Annotated in this window: 15 protein-coding genes; 10 read left to right on the top strand and 5 right to left on the bottom strand. The window is 71.6% G+C overall.

Features of this window, described 5'->3' with window-relative positions:
• The first annotated feature begins 71 nt into the window (after positions 1–71).
• Together AB0R04_RS25175 and AB0R04_RS25180 are read left to right on the top strand one after the other, a co-directional pair.
• A complete protein-coding gene (locus AB0R04_RS25175) occupies positions 72–1364 on the top strand; it encodes a glycosyltransferase family 39 protein (RefSeq protein WP_363374904.1) in 1293 nt (430 codons plus the stop codon).
• A 63-nt stretch (positions 1365–1427) separates the two neighbouring features.
• Positions 1428–1919 carry a MarR family transcriptional regulator gene (locus AB0R04_RS25180; RefSeq protein ID WP_063348868.1) on the top strand — a complete coding sequence of 164 codons (492 nt, stop codon included), beginning with the start codon at positions 1428–1430 and terminating at the stop codon, positions 1917–1919.
• Between the two features lie 65 nt (positions 1920–1984).
• Here AB0R04_RS25180 and AB0R04_RS25185 read toward each other — a convergent pair whose 3' ends face one another.
• Complete coding sequence (locus tag AB0R04_RS25185) at positions 1985–2473, bottom strand: hypothetical protein (protein WP_063348869.1); 489 nt, start codon at positions 2471–2473, stop codon at positions 1985–1987.
• 433 nt (positions 2474–2906) lie between these two features.
• Between AB0R04_RS25185 and hemL the strand changes: the two genes are divergently transcribed.
• The 7 genes from hemL to AB0R04_RS25220 all read left to right on the top strand — a co-directional run bounded on the left by hemL (position 2907) and on the right by AB0R04_RS25220 (position 9909).
• Entirely contained in the window at positions 2907–4235 is a 1329-nt protein-coding gene (gene hemL, locus AB0R04_RS25190; protein ID WP_363374907.1) for a glutamate-1-semialdehyde 2,1-aminomutase, read from the top strand.
• A gap of 65 nt (positions 4236–4300) precedes the next feature.
• Positions 4301–4948 carry a histidine phosphatase family protein gene (locus AB0R04_RS25195; RefSeq protein WP_079136296.1) on the top strand — a complete coding sequence of 216 codons (648 nt, stop codon included), beginning with the start codon at positions 4301–4303 and terminating at the stop codon, positions 4946–4948.
• Positions 4949–5110: 162 nt separating this feature from the next.
• Positions 5111–5716, top strand: a complete 606-nt coding sequence (locus AB0R04_RS25200) for a TlpA disulfide reductase family protein (protein WP_363374910.1) — start codon at positions 5111–5113, stop codon at positions 5714–5716.
• Positions 5713–6486, top strand: coding sequence for a cytochrome c biogenesis protein CcdA (locus tag AB0R04_RS25205; RefSeq protein WP_063348873.1), 774 nt, complete (start codon positions 5713–5715; stop codon positions 6484–6486). The genes AB0R04_RS25200 and AB0R04_RS25205 overlap by 4 nt, the downstream gene beginning before the upstream one ends.
• A 2-nt stretch (positions 6487–6488) precedes the next feature.
• Positions 6489–8255, top strand: a complete 1767-nt coding sequence (locus AB0R04_RS25210) for a cytochrome c biogenesis protein ResB (RefSeq protein WP_363374913.1) — start codon at positions 6489–6491, stop codon at positions 8253–8255.
• Positions 8256–8258: 3 nt separating this feature from the next.
• The gene (ccsB, locus tag AB0R04_RS25215) at positions 8259–9383 is read left to right on the top strand and encodes a c-type cytochrome biogenesis protein CcsB (RefSeq protein ID WP_063348874.1); all 1125 of its coding nucleotides are present in this window, start codon (positions 8259–8261) and stop codon (positions 9381–9383) included.
• A 121-nt stretch (positions 9384–9504) separates the two neighbouring features.
• A complete protein-coding gene (locus tag AB0R04_RS25220) occupies positions 9505–9909 on the top strand; it encodes a hypothetical protein (protein WP_063348875.1) in 405 nt (134 codons plus the stop codon).
• Between the two features lie 76 nt (positions 9910–9985).
• On the opposite strand, the gene AB0R04_RS25225 is transcribed toward AB0R04_RS25220, so the two are convergent.
• Positions 9986–11104 (bottom strand): ScbA/BarX family gamma-butyrolactone biosynthesis protein, encoded by a 1119-nt coding sequence (locus tag AB0R04_RS25225; protein ID WP_363374917.1) that lies wholly within the window; start codon positions 11102–11104, stop codon positions 9986–9988.
• 350 nt (positions 11105–11454) lie between these two features.
• Here AB0R04_RS25225 and AB0R04_RS25230 point away from each other — a divergent pair, with 350 nt between their 5' ends.
• Positions 11455–12081: a ScbR family autoregulator-binding transcription factor gene (locus AB0R04_RS25230; RefSeq protein ID WP_363374920.1), complete on the top strand. Its 627-nt coding sequence runs from the start codon at positions 11455–11457 to the stop codon at positions 12079–12081.
• A 147-nt stretch (positions 12082–12228) separates the two neighbouring features.
• Here the strand turns inward: AB0R04_RS25230 and AB0R04_RS25235 are convergent, their stop codons facing one another.
• The 3 genes from AB0R04_RS25235 to AB0R04_RS25245 form a co-directional block, all read right to left on the bottom strand.
• A complete protein-coding gene (locus tag AB0R04_RS25235; protein ID WP_063348878.1) occupies positions 12229–12846 on the bottom strand; it encodes a ScbR family autoregulator-binding transcription factor in 618 nt (205 codons plus the stop codon).
• Positions 12847–13072: 226 nt separating this feature from the next.
• Positions 13073–13282: an acyl-CoA carboxylase subunit epsilon gene (locus tag AB0R04_RS25240; RefSeq protein WP_063348879.1), complete on the bottom strand. Its 210-nt coding sequence runs from the start codon at positions 13280–13282 to the stop codon at positions 13073–13075.
• Between the two features lie 83 nt (positions 13283–13365).
• Complete coding sequence (locus AB0R04_RS25245; protein WP_363374925.1) at positions 13366–14967, bottom strand: acyl-CoA carboxylase subunit beta; 1602 nt, start codon at positions 14965–14967, stop codon at positions 13366–13368.
• Between the last annotated feature and the right edge of the window lie 413 nt (positions 14968–15380).

Genomic DNA, 15380 nt, shown 5'->3' on the forward strand with positions numbered 1-15380 from the left:
CGTAGGCTCACCTGAAATCGCTGCGCCGTAGCCGCGCGGACCACCAGCGTGGCGGGGAGTACCCAGAGCAGATGAGCACGGCATCGAGCACCGAGTCGTCCAGCACCGAGCCCGGCGCGCCCGTGGCGCCGGAGACGGAGCGGCCCGCGGAGCGCTCCGAGGAGCGGGCGGGCCGGCGGCCCGGGCGGTTCGGCGCCCTGGTGGAGCGCTTCGCGCCCGCGCTCGGGGCGTACGCGGTGGTCAAGGCCATCGGCCTCACGGTCTTCATGCTGCTGCTGTCGCACACCGGGGACTACCTCAAGAAGAACCCGGGCCGCGGCGGCGGCGCCCAGCCGTGGGACGTGCTGGGCACCTGGGACGGCGTCTGGTACCAGCGGATCGCCGAGAACGGCTACGACCCGCAGCTGCTCCCGATGCACGGCTGGCCGCTGGCCTCCTACTACGAGAACTCGGCCGCCTTCTTCCCGCTCTACCCGTGGCTGATGCGGCTGGTCGGCGCGGTCACCGGGCTCGGCCCGTACGGCTCCGGGATCGCCGTCTCGGTGATCGCCTCGCTCGTCGCTGCGGCGGGGATCTTCGCGATCGCGGAGCGGCTCGGCGGCTTCCGGGCGGGCGTGATCGCCGCGGTGATCTGGGGCCTGTTCCCGGGTTCGGGGGTGGAGTGGGCGGTCTACTCGGACTCGCTGTTCGTCGCGCTGTCCGCCTGGGCCTGCTACTGCGTGATGACCCGCCACTGGCTGACGGCCGGCGTGCTGGCGTTGGTGGCGGGCCTCAACCGGCCGACCGCCGCCGCGCTGATCGCCGCGGTGTCGATCGCCGCGCTGGTGGCGCTGGTCCGGCGCACCGACGGGGTGGCCCGGCCGCTGACCGCGATGCTGATCACCCCGTGGGGCCTGATCGGGTACGTCGTCTGGGTCGGCTACCGGATGGGCGACTGGGGCGGCTACTTCAAGCTCCAGCGGGGTGCCTGGAACCGCTACTTCGACGGCGGCGCCTCCACGGTCCGCACGATCATGGACGTGATCACCGGGCACTGGAACTTCTGGCAGTCCAACCCCGCCCCTGACCTGATCGCGATCGCCCTGCTGATGGCCCTGCCCGGACTGCTGGTGCTGCTGTGGCGCACCCGGCCGCCGCTGGTGCTGGTGGTCTACACGGTGCTCACCATCGCCACCGCGCTGAGCAGCAACCAGATCTTCGGCAACATCTCGCGCTACCTGCTGCCGGCCTTCCCGCTGTTCATCGGCCTGGCGGTGGCGCTGCGCCGGGTGCGGACGTCCTCGCTGGTCGGCCTGCTCGCGATGCCCGTGGTGGCGGCGGGCTGGTACGCGGGGTATGCGCTGTTCGAGTTGGGCATCCCGTAGACCCGGGGTTGGTTGCCAACGGGATCATCCGGCAGCGGACGGGCCGTTGCTAATCTCGGACGTATGACGACGACCCCGCCCGTGCGCCAGATCCGTGACATCTCCGGCCTGCTGGACCACGCGAGCCACGTGCTGGCGACCCGGATGGCGGCCGCCTTCACCGAGCTCGGGATCACCCCCCGCGCGTACTCCGTGCTGTTCCACGCGCAGGAGACCGAGCGCACCCAGATCCAGCTGGCCGAGCTGTCGGACCTGGACAAGACCACCATGGTGGTCACCGTGGACGAGCTGGAGAAGGCGGGCCTGGCCGAGCGCCGCCCGTCCGCGACCGACCGCCGGGCCAGGATCATCTCCGTCACCGAGGCGGGCGAGCGCGCCGTCGAGCGGGGCACCGCGATCGCCGACCGGGTGCACCGGGAGGTGTTGGAGTCACTGCCCGGCCCGGAGCGGGACGTGTTCGTGTCGGCGTTGACGCGCCTGGTGGATGGGCCGCTGGCGGAGCCGGTGGAGAGCGAACGGGCGGTACGGCGGGCGCGCCGCGCCCGGACGAACTGAGGCGGAGTCACATCCCTTCGCCCTGGCCGCCGTTCGACGGGCGGGGCGAAGGGCCCCGGAAAGTCCTACGGCCAGACCAGGCAGTACAGCTGGTGCCCGGCCTCGTGCAGGCGGTTGGCGAAGTCCTGCCACTCGTGCAGCATGCTGTAGATCACGAAGGCGTCGCGCGGTCCGCGCCGGTCGGGGACGGTGGACCAGATGAAGGCGGCGGCGCCGAGTTCGGTCTCGTCGGCCTTGCGGAGCGGTTCGACGACGTTCTGCGGGAGTTGGACGACGGCGTAGTCGGGGTGCAGCACGACGAGTTCCAGCGGCGGGACCTGGTGCAGCGGGACGCCCTGGATGCCGGTGAGGACCATGGCGCTCATGGTCTCCGGCTTGATCTTGGTGGAGAGGTGGCCGTTGGGGGAGCCGCTGGTCTCCATCAGGTCGCCGAGCCGCCCGAGCGAACCGAGTTCGCCGGCGTCCAAGCCGAGCCCGCCGGGTCCGAGGGCGGTGGGGACTCTGGCGGCGGTGGCGCGATCCGGTGCGCCGAAGTACTTGTACGTCACCCCCACGCGTCCCTCACCCCGCCTCTCGCCGCCGCGGCGGCCACGACCCGTGCCCGCTCCCTTACCCCCGCGTGCGGTTTCGGCGGGCCTGCGGGAGCCCCCCGCAGCCTCGTCGTAGCCGTCCTGCGCCTCGGACACTCGGACCATCCTCACCGGAATTCGCCGGAATCGACAGACCCCCGCACGTCCGGCGTCCCTCCGGACGTGCTCCTTACCCGTCATGCGCCGCCGTACCCACTCGCGGTACGCGGCAGTCCTCTCCACACCCCTGCACACAACCGGAACACTTGCGCACTCTGAGTGCACAGTCTGACTGGTCCGTGCTCCGGAGCAGTCAGCGGCCCCGTCTGTACGGACAACCGTACAGACAACGGTGCCCGGATCATCGTTCCAGATGATCGGGTCCGACATGCAGAGCTCAAGGACACGATTTGAGACCATGTCTCCCGTGAGCTACCCCTACGAAGCCCCCCAGTCCCAGTCGCTGTTCGACCGCGCCTCCGTCGTGACGCCCGGCGGCGTCAACTCCCCGGTGCGCGCCTTCCGCGCGGTCGGCGGCACGCCGCGCTTCATGGTGTCCGGCACCGGCCCCTATCTCACCGACGCCGACGGCCGCGAGTACGTCGACCTGGTGTGCTCGTGGGGTCCGATGATCCTCGGCCACGCGTACCCCGCGGTGATCGACGCCGTCCAGCAGGCGGTCACCCGCGGCACCTCCTTCGGCACGCCCGGCCGGGGCGAGGTCGAGCTGGCCGAGGAGATCGTCGGCCGGGTCGCCCCGGTCGAGCAGGTCCGCCTGGTCTCCTCCGGCACCGAGGCCACCATGTCCGCGATCCGGCTGGCCCGCGGCTTCACCGGGCGCGCGAAGGTGGTGAAGTTCGCCGGCTGCTACCACGGCCACGTGGACGCCCTGTTGGCCGCCGCCGGTTCGGGCGTGGCCACCTTCGGCCTGCCGGACACCCCGGGCGTCACCGGCGCCCAGGCCGGCGACACCATCGTGCTGCCCTACAACGACCTGGCCGCCGTCGAGCAGGCCTTCGCCGCCCACCCGGGCGAGATCGCCTGCGTGATCACCGAGGCCTCGCCCGGCAACATGGGCGTCGTCCCGCCGCTGCCCGGCTTCAACGCGGGCCTGGCCCGGCTCTGCCGGACGAACGGCGCGCTGTTCGTCTCGGACGAGGTGATGACCGGCTTCCGCGTCTCCAAGGCCGGCTGGTACGGCCTGGAGGCGGCGAACGAGGGCTGGGCGCCGGACCTGCTGACCTTCGGCAAGGTCATGGGCGGCGGCTTCCCGGCCGCGGCCTTCGGCGGTCGCGCCGACGTGATGGCCCACCTGGCCCCGGCCGGCCCGGTCTACCAGGCGGGCACCCTGTCCGGTAACCCGATCGCCACCGCGGCCGGCCTGGCCCAACTGCGCGGCTGCACCGACGAGGTGTACGCGACGGTGGACAAGGTCGCCGCCGAGATCTCCGGCCTGGTGTCGGAGGCGCTCACCAAGGAGGGCGTGACGCACCGGCTGCAGACCGCCGGGAACATGTTCTCGGTGTTCTTCACCGAGGCCGCCGTCACCAACTACGACGAGGCCAAGACCCAGGAGGCGTACCGTTTCACCGCCTTCTTCCACGCGATGCTCGCCGAGGGCGTCTACCTGCCGCCGTCCGCCTTCGAGTCCTGGTTCGTCTCGGCGGCCCACGACGAGCGGGCGATCGAGCGGATCGCCGCCGCCCTTCCGGCCGCCGCCCGCGCGGCCGCCGCGGCCACGGCCTAGTCCATCCCTGCGAGCCCCAGGAGTACTGAGAAGTGAGCGCCAAAGAGATCACCGTCGTCCATCTGATGCGGCACGGTGAGGTGCACAACCCGGAGGGCATCCTGTACGGGCGCCTGCCGGGCTACCGGCTGTCCGAGCTGGGCCGGGAGATGGCCGAGCGGGTCGCCGAGGACCTGGCCGGCCGGGACATCACCCACGTGGTGGCGTCCCCGCTGGAGCGGGCCCAGGAGACCGCCGGGCCGATCGCCAAGGCGCACGGCCTGGACGTCGCGGCGGACGAGCGGCTGATCGAGGCGGACAACATCTTCGAGGGCAAGACCTTCGGCGTCGGCGACGGCTCGCTGCGGAACCCGGGCTACTGGAAGTACCTCACCAACCCGTTCAAGCCCTCCTGGGGCGAGCCCTACCTCGACCAGGTGGTGCGGATGATGGGCGCGCTCGGCGCCGCCCGGGACGCCGCGCGCGGGCACGAGGCGGTCTGCGTCAGCCACCAGTTGCCGATCTGGATCGTCCGCTCCTTCGTCGAGCGCCGCCGGCTCTGGCACGACCCGCGCCGCCGGCAGTGCTCGCTGGCCTCGCTGACCAGCTTCACCTTCGAGGGCGACAAGATCGTCTCGGTCGGCTACCGCGAGCCGGCCCGCGACCTGCTGCCCGCGCACCTGATCGGCAAGGGCGGCAAGGACAAGCCGGTGGGCAAGAGCTTCGGCGCGTGAGCCCGCGGGGCCGTTGGTAAACCCCGCGTAAATATGGGATCGGGCCGCCCGGCGAGAGCCGGGCGGCCCGACTCCGTCACAGGTCAGAAGGGGTGCGACGCGCTAGGGAGGACCCCGGCGAACCTGCCCGGAACTCCATGCGAAACTTTTCACATGTCTGCCATGGCGCGCCCTCGTCCCCGTGTCGCCGCAGCCGCCGCCACTGTCGCCGCCGCTGCGCTCGTCCTCACCGGCTGTTCCTCCTCGGGCTCGTCGGGCAGCGGCGAAGGCCAGGTCGGCTTCGTCACCGTCAAGGGGACCAACCTGTCGAAGGTGGACACCGGCAAGCGTGGGAGCGCCCCCGACATCTCCGGGGAGACCCTGGACGGCGGCCAGACCAAGCTCTCGGACTACCACGGCAAGGTCGTGGTGCTGAACGTCTGGGGCTCCTGGTGCGGGCCGTGCCGGGCCGAGGCGAAGAGCCTCCAGGCCGTCTCGGAGAAGTACAAGGACCAGGGCGTCCAGTTCCTCGGCGTCAACACCCGGGACAGCGACAAGACCAACGCCGTCCGCTTCGAGCAGGAGCAGGGCGTCACCTACCCGAGCATCTTCGACCCGGCCGGCACCCAGCTGCTCAAGTTCCCCAAGGGCAGCCTCAGCCTGCAGTCGCTCCCGACCACCCTGATCGTCGACCGCGACGGCAAGCTGGCCGCCCGCGCCGTCGGCGGCACGACCCAGGACGCGCTGGAGTCGATCCTCCAGCCGGTGGTCGCGGAGCAGAAGCAGTGAGCCTGCCGCTACAACTCGCCGACAACACCGGGACCCTCCAGAGCGGGGCACTGCTGGTGGCCGCGCCGATCGCGCTGGCCGCCGGGCTGGTCTCGTTCTTCTCGCCCTGCGTGCTGCCGCTCGTCCCCGGCTACCTGTCGTACGTGACCGGCTTCTCCGCCGCCGACCTCGCGGACGCCCGCGGTGCCCGGCGCGGCCGGATGCTGCTCGGGGCGACGCTGTTCATCCTCGGCTTCACCGCGGTGTTCGTCTCGGGCGGGGCGCTGTTCGGCCAGTTCGGCGACACCCTCCAGGCGCACAAGCGGGTCATCTCGATCGTGCTCGGCGCGCTGACCATCGTGATGGGCCTCGCCTTCATGGGCCTCGTCCCCGGTCTGAGCATGCGCGAGGTGCGCTCCCACCGCCGCCCGGCGGTCGGCCTGTGGGGCGCACCGCTGCTCGGCATGGTGTTCGGCGTCGGCTGGACGCCCTGCATCGGCCCGACCCTGGCGACCGTCCAGAACCTGGCCCTGAACCAGGCCGACGCGGAGCGCGGCGCCCTGCTGATGACCTTCTACTGCCTCGGCCTGGGCGTACCGTTCATCGTGGCCGCGCTCGCCTTCCGCCGGGCACTGGGTGCCTTCGGCTGGGTCAAGCGGCACTACCCGCTCGTCATGCGGATCGGCGGCGGCATGCTCGTCGCGGTCGGTCTGCTGCTCGTCACCGGGATCTGGGACTCGACGATGAGTGAACTGCAGTCCTGGACCGCCGACTTCTCGATCGGAATCTGACCGTGAGCAAGACCACGACCGAGGCCGAGCTGCCCCTGGCGCCGGACGACGCGGCCGCCGAGCGGCTCAGCACCGCGCCGGTCGAGTCCGAGGGCCCGACCGGCATAGGGGTCCTGGGCTGGGCGCGCTGGATGTGGCGCCAGCTGACCTCGATGCGGGTCGCGCTGATCCTGCTCTTCCTGCTGTCGCTGGCCGCCATCCCGGGCTCGCTGATCCCGCAGTACCAGAACGGCCAGGGCCTGCTCAAGGTCGAGGCGTGGAAGACGCACCACACCGCGGTCGCGCCGATCTACGAGAAGCTCCAGCTGTTCGACGTCTACAGCTCGGTCTGGTTCTCCGCGATCTACATCCTGCTGTTCGTCTCGCTGGCCGGCTGCATCGTCCCGCGCACCTGGCAGTTCGTCGGCGTGCTGCGGGCCCAGCCGCCGACCGCGCCGCGCAACCTGACCCGGATGCCGGTCTACGCGGCCTGGCGCACCGAGGCGGACGCCGACGCGGTGAACGCCGCCGCCCACCGGCTGCTGCGCAAGCGCCGGTTCCGCACCAACCTGGCCGGCGACTCGGTGGCCGCCGAGAAGGGCTACCTGCGCGAGGTCGGCAACCTGCTCTTCCACATGTCGCTGTTCGCGCTGCTCGGCGGCTTCGCCTGGGCCAGCCTGGCGTCCGGCACCGGCGGCAAGCTGATGGTCGAGGGCGAGGGCTACTCCAACACCATCACCCAGCTCGACGACTTCAACGGCACGCGGTTCTACGGCACCGAGGACCTCGACCCCTTCTACCTGAAGCTGAACGGCTTCACCGCCAAGTTCCAGGACAAGGGCGACCAGATCGGCGCCGCCCGGCAGTTCACCGCGAACGTTGAGTACACGGCGGGCGAGGACACCTCGAAGCTCAAGCAGGGCACGATCGAGGTCAACCACCCGCTGGAGATCGGCGGCAGCAAGGTCTTCCTGATCGGCCACGGCTACGCCCCGGTCATCACCGTCAAGAACGGCAAGGGCGACGTCGTCTACCGGGGTTCCGTGCCGTTCCTGCCGCAGGACGGCAACCTGACCTCGACCGGTGTCGTGAAGGTCTCCGACTACGGCGTCGGACCGGACGGCAGCTCGACCCAGATGGGCTTCTCCGGCTACTTCCTGCCGACCGCGCCGCTGAGCTTCGAGGGCACCGGCCCGATCTCGCTCTTCCCCGGCGACGCCGCCCCCGAGCTGGTGCTGAACGCCTTCGCGGGCGACCTGGGCACCGACTCCGGCCTGCCGCAGAACATCTACCAGCTCAACACCCGCAAGCTGACCCAGCTGACCCAGGACGGCCAGCCCGCCAAGGCCCGGCTCAAGCCCGGCCAGGCCTGGGACCTGCCGGACGGCTACGGCAGCGTCACCTTCGAGGGCTACAAGCAGTGGGCCAGCTTCAACGTCTCGCACCGCCCGGGCAACACGATCGCCCTGACCGGTGCGGTGCTGGCGATCCTCGGCCTGATCGGCTCGCTGTTCGTGCAGCGCCGCCGGATCTGGGTGCGCGCGGTCGCCCTGCCGGGCGGCGGCACCCAGGTGGAGCTGGCCGGTCTGGCCCGCAGTGAGTCGGCGAAGATCGCCGAGGAACTGGCCGAACTCGCGGTGGACCTCCAGGACGACGCCCCGGCGTCGGAGGACGAGGACGACGCCGCGCCCGAAGGCCCCGCGCCCGAAGGCCCCACAGCCGAGGCCGCCGCGGCTTCGGACGCACCCGCAGACCCCGCAGTCCCTGCCGACCAGAACTCCAAGGAGTAGACGGTGCATCTCGCCTCGGGGGTCGACCCACAGCTGGCCGACCTCTCCAACAAGCTGATCTATTCGGCGATGGTGGTCTACACGCTCGCCATGTTCGCCCACATGATCGAGTGGACCTTCGGCAGCAAGGGCGCCGTCGCCGTCCGCTCGACGGAGCAGTCGGGCAGCCTGTCCGAGACCGTCGCCGGGACCAAGGGCGCGAAGAAGGTCACCGTCACCGTGGCGGGGGCCGGCGGTGGCACCACCACGCTCACCCGCACCGCCCTGGCGGGCGAGGGTGCGACGGTGGTCACCAGCGGGCGCGGCGCGGACGAGGAGGACGGCCCGGGCGCGGCCGGCAACAGCACCCGGGCCGACCTGGCCGGCCGGATCGCGGTCTCGCTCACCGTGCTGGGTGCCCTGCTGCACGCCGGCGGCATCGTCACCCGCGGCCTCTCGGTCTCCCGCTGGCCGTGGGGCAACATGTACGAGTTCTCCTGCGCCTTCGCCTTCGCCATGACGGCGGCGTACCTGGTGCTGCTGGCCTCGAAGAAGAACGTCCGCTGGCTCGGCCTGCCGGTCGTGCTCGCGGGGCTGCTGACCCTCGGCATCGCCACCACGGTGCTCTACACCGACTCCGAGCAGCTCGTCCCGGCGCTGCACTCGCCGTGGCTGGCGATCCACGTCTCGACCGCGATCTTCTGCGGCGGCGCCTTCTACGCGGCGTTCATCGCCACGCTGCTGTACCTCGGCAAGGATTCCTTCGACAAGCGGATCGCGGCCGGCCTGACCACCGGCCCGCTGGGCACCCCGGCGTCGGTCTGGCGCCGGCTGCCCGCCGCGTCCACCTTCGACAAGCTGTCCTACCGGATCAACGCCCTGGTCTTCCCGCTCTGGACCTTCACCATCATCGCGGGCGCGATCTGGGCCGAGGCGGCCTGGGGCAAGTACTGGGAGTGGGACCCGAAGGAGACCTGGTCGTTCATCACCTGGGTCGCCTACGCCTGCTACCTGCACGCCCGCGCGACGGCCGGCTGGAAGGGCCGCAAGGCGGCCTACCTGGCGCTGGCGGCCTTCGCCTGCTGGCTCTTCAACTACTACGGCGTGAACATCTTCGTCACCGGCAAGCACTCCTACGCGGGGATCTGACCGGGGCACACAGTCACCCACCGGCCCGGCTCTCCGCAGAAGGTAGCCGGGCCGAGGTGCGACAGGGGTAGTTCGTGCCGGCCGCCGGCCGGCACGGGGAGGAACGAGGAGGAAATCGCGCATGGAGTGCGACGAGGTCATGCTGACCGTCCGAATCACCGCCGCCGAGCGCACGTTGCTCCGCCGGCTCGCCCAGGGACACCGCAGCGACGTGTCCGAGGTGGTGGCCGACGGCCTGCTGGACATCATCCCCACGCTCAGCTCGCCGGGGGACGCCTACCGCCTGCTGGGCGCTCTGACGGCGCCGGCGCCGTGCGCGCTGACGGTCTGGCTGCCGACCCCGCTGGCCGACCTGCTGGTGCCCGGCGCGGCGCGGATCGCGCAGGTCACCGAGGTCCGGATCGAGTCGGCCAGCGCGATGCTGGGCGCGGCGCTGCGGCTCTGGCTGGCCCAGGACCCGGTCCGGCTGGCCACCAACCTCAGCGTGATGCACGCGGGTCGGCCGTCGGCACTGGTCGCCGCCTAGCGGGCGGCCAGGGGGTACTCAGGGGGTGTTCAAGGGGCGCTCAAGGGGCGTTCAAGGGGTGCTCAGGGGAGGCCGTTCAACTGGCCAGCGGCAGCCGGGGGCTGCCGATGCGCTGGTCGGCGGGGCGGTCGTCGAAGGCCTCCCGCCGGGCGGGCACCGTCGGCGGCTCGGCCGGTCTGTCGCCGGGTCTGTCACCCCGTCTGTCCGCCGGCCTGTCCGCCGATCCGTCGGCGGGCCCGTCGATCGGTTCGGTGAGCAGCCGGCAGTCGGCCGCCGTCCGCCCGTCCTGGACCAGCAGCACCCGGACGGGCAGCCGGCGGCCGTCCGGCGCCTGCTCGTGGACCGCCTGGACGAGGCAGGGCCGGTCCAGCTCGATGTAGCGGTCGAAGGACGTCACCAGCTCGACCGGTACCACCGGTTCGGGGTGGCGCAGCCGCTGGGCGGCCTGCCGGGCGGCCTCCAGCACCAGCATCCCGGGCACGTGGTCCAGCTCGTGGTCGAACAGCACCGGGTGCCCGGCGTCGGTGCGCAGCAGCCAGGTGTCGGGCCGCAGGGTGGGGCTGAGCACGACGTCCGTGGGCTGTGCGCGGCCGACCAGCTCGGGCGCGGTGGGCGCGGGCGGCCGGGGCAGGGTGGCGGCCCGCCGCTCGGGGCCGCGCAGCCGGGCGTAGGAGGCGGGGGAGACGACCCGCAACTGGCCGGAGCCGTGGCCGATCGGGTGGCCGTCCCGGGATATGTCGATGTGCACCCGCAGCGAGACCAGCCGGCCGTGCCGCATCCGGACGTCCTCGCAGCCGACCGCGAGCATCAGCGAGGCCGGCCCGGTGGTGACGGCCAGGCCGCGCAGCCCGTCCGGGCCGAGCGCGTAGGAGAGGTCCTCCATGACGAAGTGGTGGCCGCGCGGCACCCCGAAGCCGGCGTGGCCGATCAGCAGCCCGGCCTGCCGGATGGTCTCGGCCATCAGCACCGGGTCGTGGAAGCGGTCCCCGGGCAGGCGGTAGAAGGCGTGCAGCCGGGGCCACTGGGCGCCGAGCAGGAAGTCGTACGGACCGGTGGCCTGCCAGCCGGTGAGGAACACCTCGGACACCGAGGTGCGGTGCACCAGGTGGCGGGAGACGGTCCGCTCGTGGAAGTCGTAGCCGGGACCGGGGTGGGCGTACGGACCGTGGGCGTCCGGCTCTACGATCAATGGCATGACGGGCCCTACTCCAGGGTGACGGTCGAGCGGCCGGTACGGTCGCCTGAGATAAAACATACAGACCACCCGGTTTCTCTTCTGCGTCTGGGGTGGCCCCTGCCGCGCAGCCCGACGCGACCACGCTACCCCTACCCTGGACTGGGGTAATGGCCGCCCGGGGGGCGGCAGGCCCGGGGCGGGGGTGCTCCCCACTGGACGGCGGGGTCCGCGAAGGAGCTAGATTAGATACCAACCATGCGGTTTCGGTCGGCGCCGTCCGCATGCGAGGCGTCGCCCCCAACGGCGGCGCGCTGACAGCAGCGGGGCGGGCGGGGGGAAACGCGTCCGGCCGAGTCCGGAGGGGCCCAGTGGTCAAGCAGGAACGCGCGGGGCGGACCAGGCGTGCCGTGCTGCTCGCCGCGGCGGACACGTTCGCCGGCGTGGGCTTCGAGGCCGCCAGCCTGGTCGACATCAGCCGCCGGGCCGGGGTGAGCAAGGGCGCCCTCTACTTCCACTTCGTCTCCAAGCAGGCCCTCGCCGACGGCGTGCGCGCCGCCGCCGGGCGCGAGATCGGCTCGGCCGCGCTGCGCGCCCTGCGCTCCGGCGGACCGGCCCTCCAGGGCCTGATCGACTTCTCGCACGAACTCGCCCGGCTGCTGCGCGAGGACGTGATGGTCCGGGCCGGCGTCCGGCTCGGCCGCCAGGGCCCGCCCCGGGCCGACACCCCGGACGGCCCGCCCGGCACGGACGCCGCCTGGCGCAGCCTCACCGCCGTCGTCCACCGGCTGCTGGACCGCGCCGCCGAGGCCGGCGAGCTGCGCCCCGGGCTGGACCGCCGGGCCGCCGCCGAACTGCTGACGACGATGGCGGCCGGCCAGGTGCTGCTCGCCGCCGAGGAGGCCGACCGGCCCGGCCCGGAGGCCGTCGGCCGGCTCTGGGCGGCCGCGCTGCCGGCCCTGGTGGCGGTGGAGCACTGCGCCGGCTACCGGCTCTGAGCGGCCCTGGGCGGAGAGCCCCTAGAAGACTGATGAAGATGTTGAAAGCGCGCCCGGCTTGTACCAGTTCGACCTGATTGACATTTACCGGCAATCTGGGGTGAGTCGGGCGGCCAGAGCAAGATCTTCAAGAGGCTTCTAGAGCCCCTAGGAGGGCACGCGCTCGGCGACGCTCAGCCGGGCGAGCGCGTGCGGCTGGACCAGGCCGGGCAGCACCAGTGTCCACAGGTCGGACATCCGCTGGATCAGGTCCCGCCGGTCGGTCAGCACCTGGGAGCTCAGCTGGATCCCGGTGACGGCCCCGGTGATCACCCCGGCGGCGGCCGCCAGGTCGATCCCCGGGTGGAGGTCCCCGGCGTCCCGGGCGCGTTCCAGCAGCCCGCGGGCCACGTCGGACCAGCCCTGGTAGGCGGCGATCTGCGGCTGGGTGAAGCTGCCGTGCTCGATCGTCAGCCGGATGCTGCCGCGCACCAGCGGGTCGTCCTGGAGGGCGTGGGCGAAGGCGTACCCGAGGTCGATCAGGGTCTGCACCGGGCTGTCCGAGGACGGCTGCCAGGTGCCCAGCCAGGCGCCCTGCCCCTCGATGACGGCGAGCGCCAGCTCCTCCTTCGAGTGGAAGTGGAAGTACAGCGCGCCCTTGGTGACACCGGCCCGGTCCAGGATCTCGGACATCGTGGCGGCGGCGTAGCCCCGCTCGTCGAACACCTCGGCCGCCGCGAGGAGTACCGTCTGGCGGGTCGCCAGCGCGCGGGCCTGCCTGGCCATCGCAGCCTCCCTGGATAGTTCTGGTCCATCGGCAGCGGCCGATCCTATGGGGGCCGACGGGGCGGCGGGCCGCATACCGTCCAGTAGGTATTCTACCGAGCCGCGCCGGGGCGGAGCGGACACCCGGTGGTCGGACCGGCCGGGACGGGTGCCCCAGGCCGCCGGGAAGGCCGGAAGGCCGGCCACCCGGGTGGGGTGACCGGCCGTCGCGGGAGGTTCCGGGCCGTCAGGCGGCCTGCTGCCAGCTGACCGGCGAGTAGTAGGCCGGGCGGCGCTCCAGGCGCTGCCAGTTGGCGATCGGCTCGACCTGCGCGGTCGCGGCGGCCTGCTGCGCGACGGCCGCCCGGGCCATCAGCACGGCGGTGAGGGCGGCCAGCTCCTCGTCGGAGAGCGAGCCGCGGACGATACGGACGAGGGGTTCGGCGGAAGCAGTCATGGTCTGGTTTTCTCCCCCGGTGGCTTGTGGTGTGTGGTGGTCGCTCGGAACTGCGTGCTGCGGGCCGCGCGTGGGCGCGGGCGTTACATCGGCGGGTTGCCGTGTTTGCGGCTGGGCAGGTCGGCGTGCTTGGTGCGGAGCATGGCCAGGGCGGAGGCGATCACCTGGCGGGTCTCGGCGGGGTCGATGACGTCGTCGACGAGGCCGCGTTCGGCCGCGTAGTACGGGTGCATCAGTTCGTTCTTGTATTCCTTGATCTTCTGGGCGCGCATGGCGTCGGGGTCTTCGGCGGCGTTGATGTCGCGGCGGAAGATGACGTTGGCGGCGCCTTCGGCGCCCATGACGGCGATCTCGTTGGTGGGCCAGGCGTAGGAGAGGTCGGCGCCGATGGAGCGGGAGTCCATGACGATGTAGGCGCCGCCGTAGGCCTTGCGCAGGATGAGCTGGATGCGGGGCACGGTGGCGTTGCAGTAGGCGTAGAGGAGCTTGGCGCCGTGGCGGATGATGCCGTCGTGCTCCTGGTCGACGCCGGGCAGGAAGCCGGGGACGTCGAGCATGGTGACGAGGGGGATGTTGAAGGCGTCGCACATCTGGACGAAGCGGGCGGCCTTCTCGCTGGCGTTGATGTCGAGGACGCCGGCGAGGGACTGGGGCTGGTTGGCGATGATGCCGGTGACGTGGCCGTCGATGCGGGCCAGGACGCACAGGACGTTGGTGGCCCAGCGTTCGTGGACTTCGAGGTATTCGCCGTGGTCGACGATCTCCTCGATGACCTTGCGCATGTCGTAGGGGCGGTTGCCGTCGGCGGGGACGAGGTCGAGGAGGGTGTCGTTGCGGCGCTCGACGGGGTCGTCGTTGACGGCGGGGGGCGGCATCTCGCGGTTGTTCTGGGGGAGCAGGGAGAGGAGGTAGCGGACTTCCTCGATGCAGGACTGCTCGTCGTCGTAGACGAAGTGGGAGACGCCGGAGACGCCGGCGTGGACGTCGGCGCCGCCGAGGCCGTTCTGGCTGATCTTCTCGCCGGTGACGGCCTGGACGACGTCGGGTCCGGTGATGAACATCTGGGAGGTCTCGCGGACCATGAACACGAAGTCGGTCAGCGCGGGGGAGTAGGCGGCGCCGCCGGCGCAGGGGCCGAGCATGACGGAGATCTGCGGGATGACGCCGGAGGCCCTGGTGTTGCGCTGGAAGATGCCGCCGTAGCCGGCGAGGGCGGTGACGCCCTCCTGGATGCGGGCGCCGGCGCCGTCGTTGAGGGAGACCAGGGGGGCTCCGGCGGCGATGGCCATGTCCATGATCTTGTGGATCTTCTGCGCGTGGGCCTCGCCCAGCGCGCCGCCGAAGATCCGGAAGTCGTGCGCGTAGGTGAAGACGGTCCGCCCGTGCACGGTGCCCCAGCCGACGATCACACCGTCGGTGTACGGCTTCTTCGCCTCCAGGCCGAAGCCCTGGGCGCGGTGCCGGCGCAGCGGCTCGACCTCGCGGAAGGAGCCCTCGTCCAGCAGCAGGTCGATGCGCTCGCGGGCGGTCAGCTTGCCCTTCGCGTGCTGGGCCTCGGTGGCCTTCTCGCTGGGGCCGCGCCGCACCTTCTCGCGCAGTTCGTGCAGCTCGGCGACCCGCCCGCGGGCGTCGGCCGCGACCTCGGGGACCTCGCCGTCGACTGGCGCCTCATGCACAACCGTCATCTCGAACCACTCCAAGGGTGAGGGAACTGTCCGACAGCCAACGTCTGCTGTGCCCCCGGCTGCGAATCACTTTCTTCACTTATGACTGTACGAGGGGCCGTGCGTTGGTTTCGGCGTCGATTCCGTACAAGGTCAGGTCCGTTTAGATGTCAGGCCTGCACAGAAGCGGTGGTGTCGAAGCCGGAGCACTGGGTGTCCGTTCGAATACCGGGGGCTGTCGGTCAGGTGATGGCCCGATGATCTGAACATGAAGAAAAGCGCAGGTCAGGGCCCTCGTTCAGTAATGTAGGGCGGCTCTCTTGCGCCTTGCTCAAGCCCCGCTCAAGTCCGGTCGGGAACCGGTGCGGATCCGTGCTAGACGGCGCCGAGTCGTAGGGAAGCGCCAAAAACACCACAGCCCACCCGGTGCCGTT

The organism is Kitasatospora sp. NPDC056731 (genome assembly GCF_040687675.1).
Lineage (GTDB): Bacteria > Actinomycetota > Actinomycetes > Streptomycetales > Streptomycetaceae > Kitasatospora.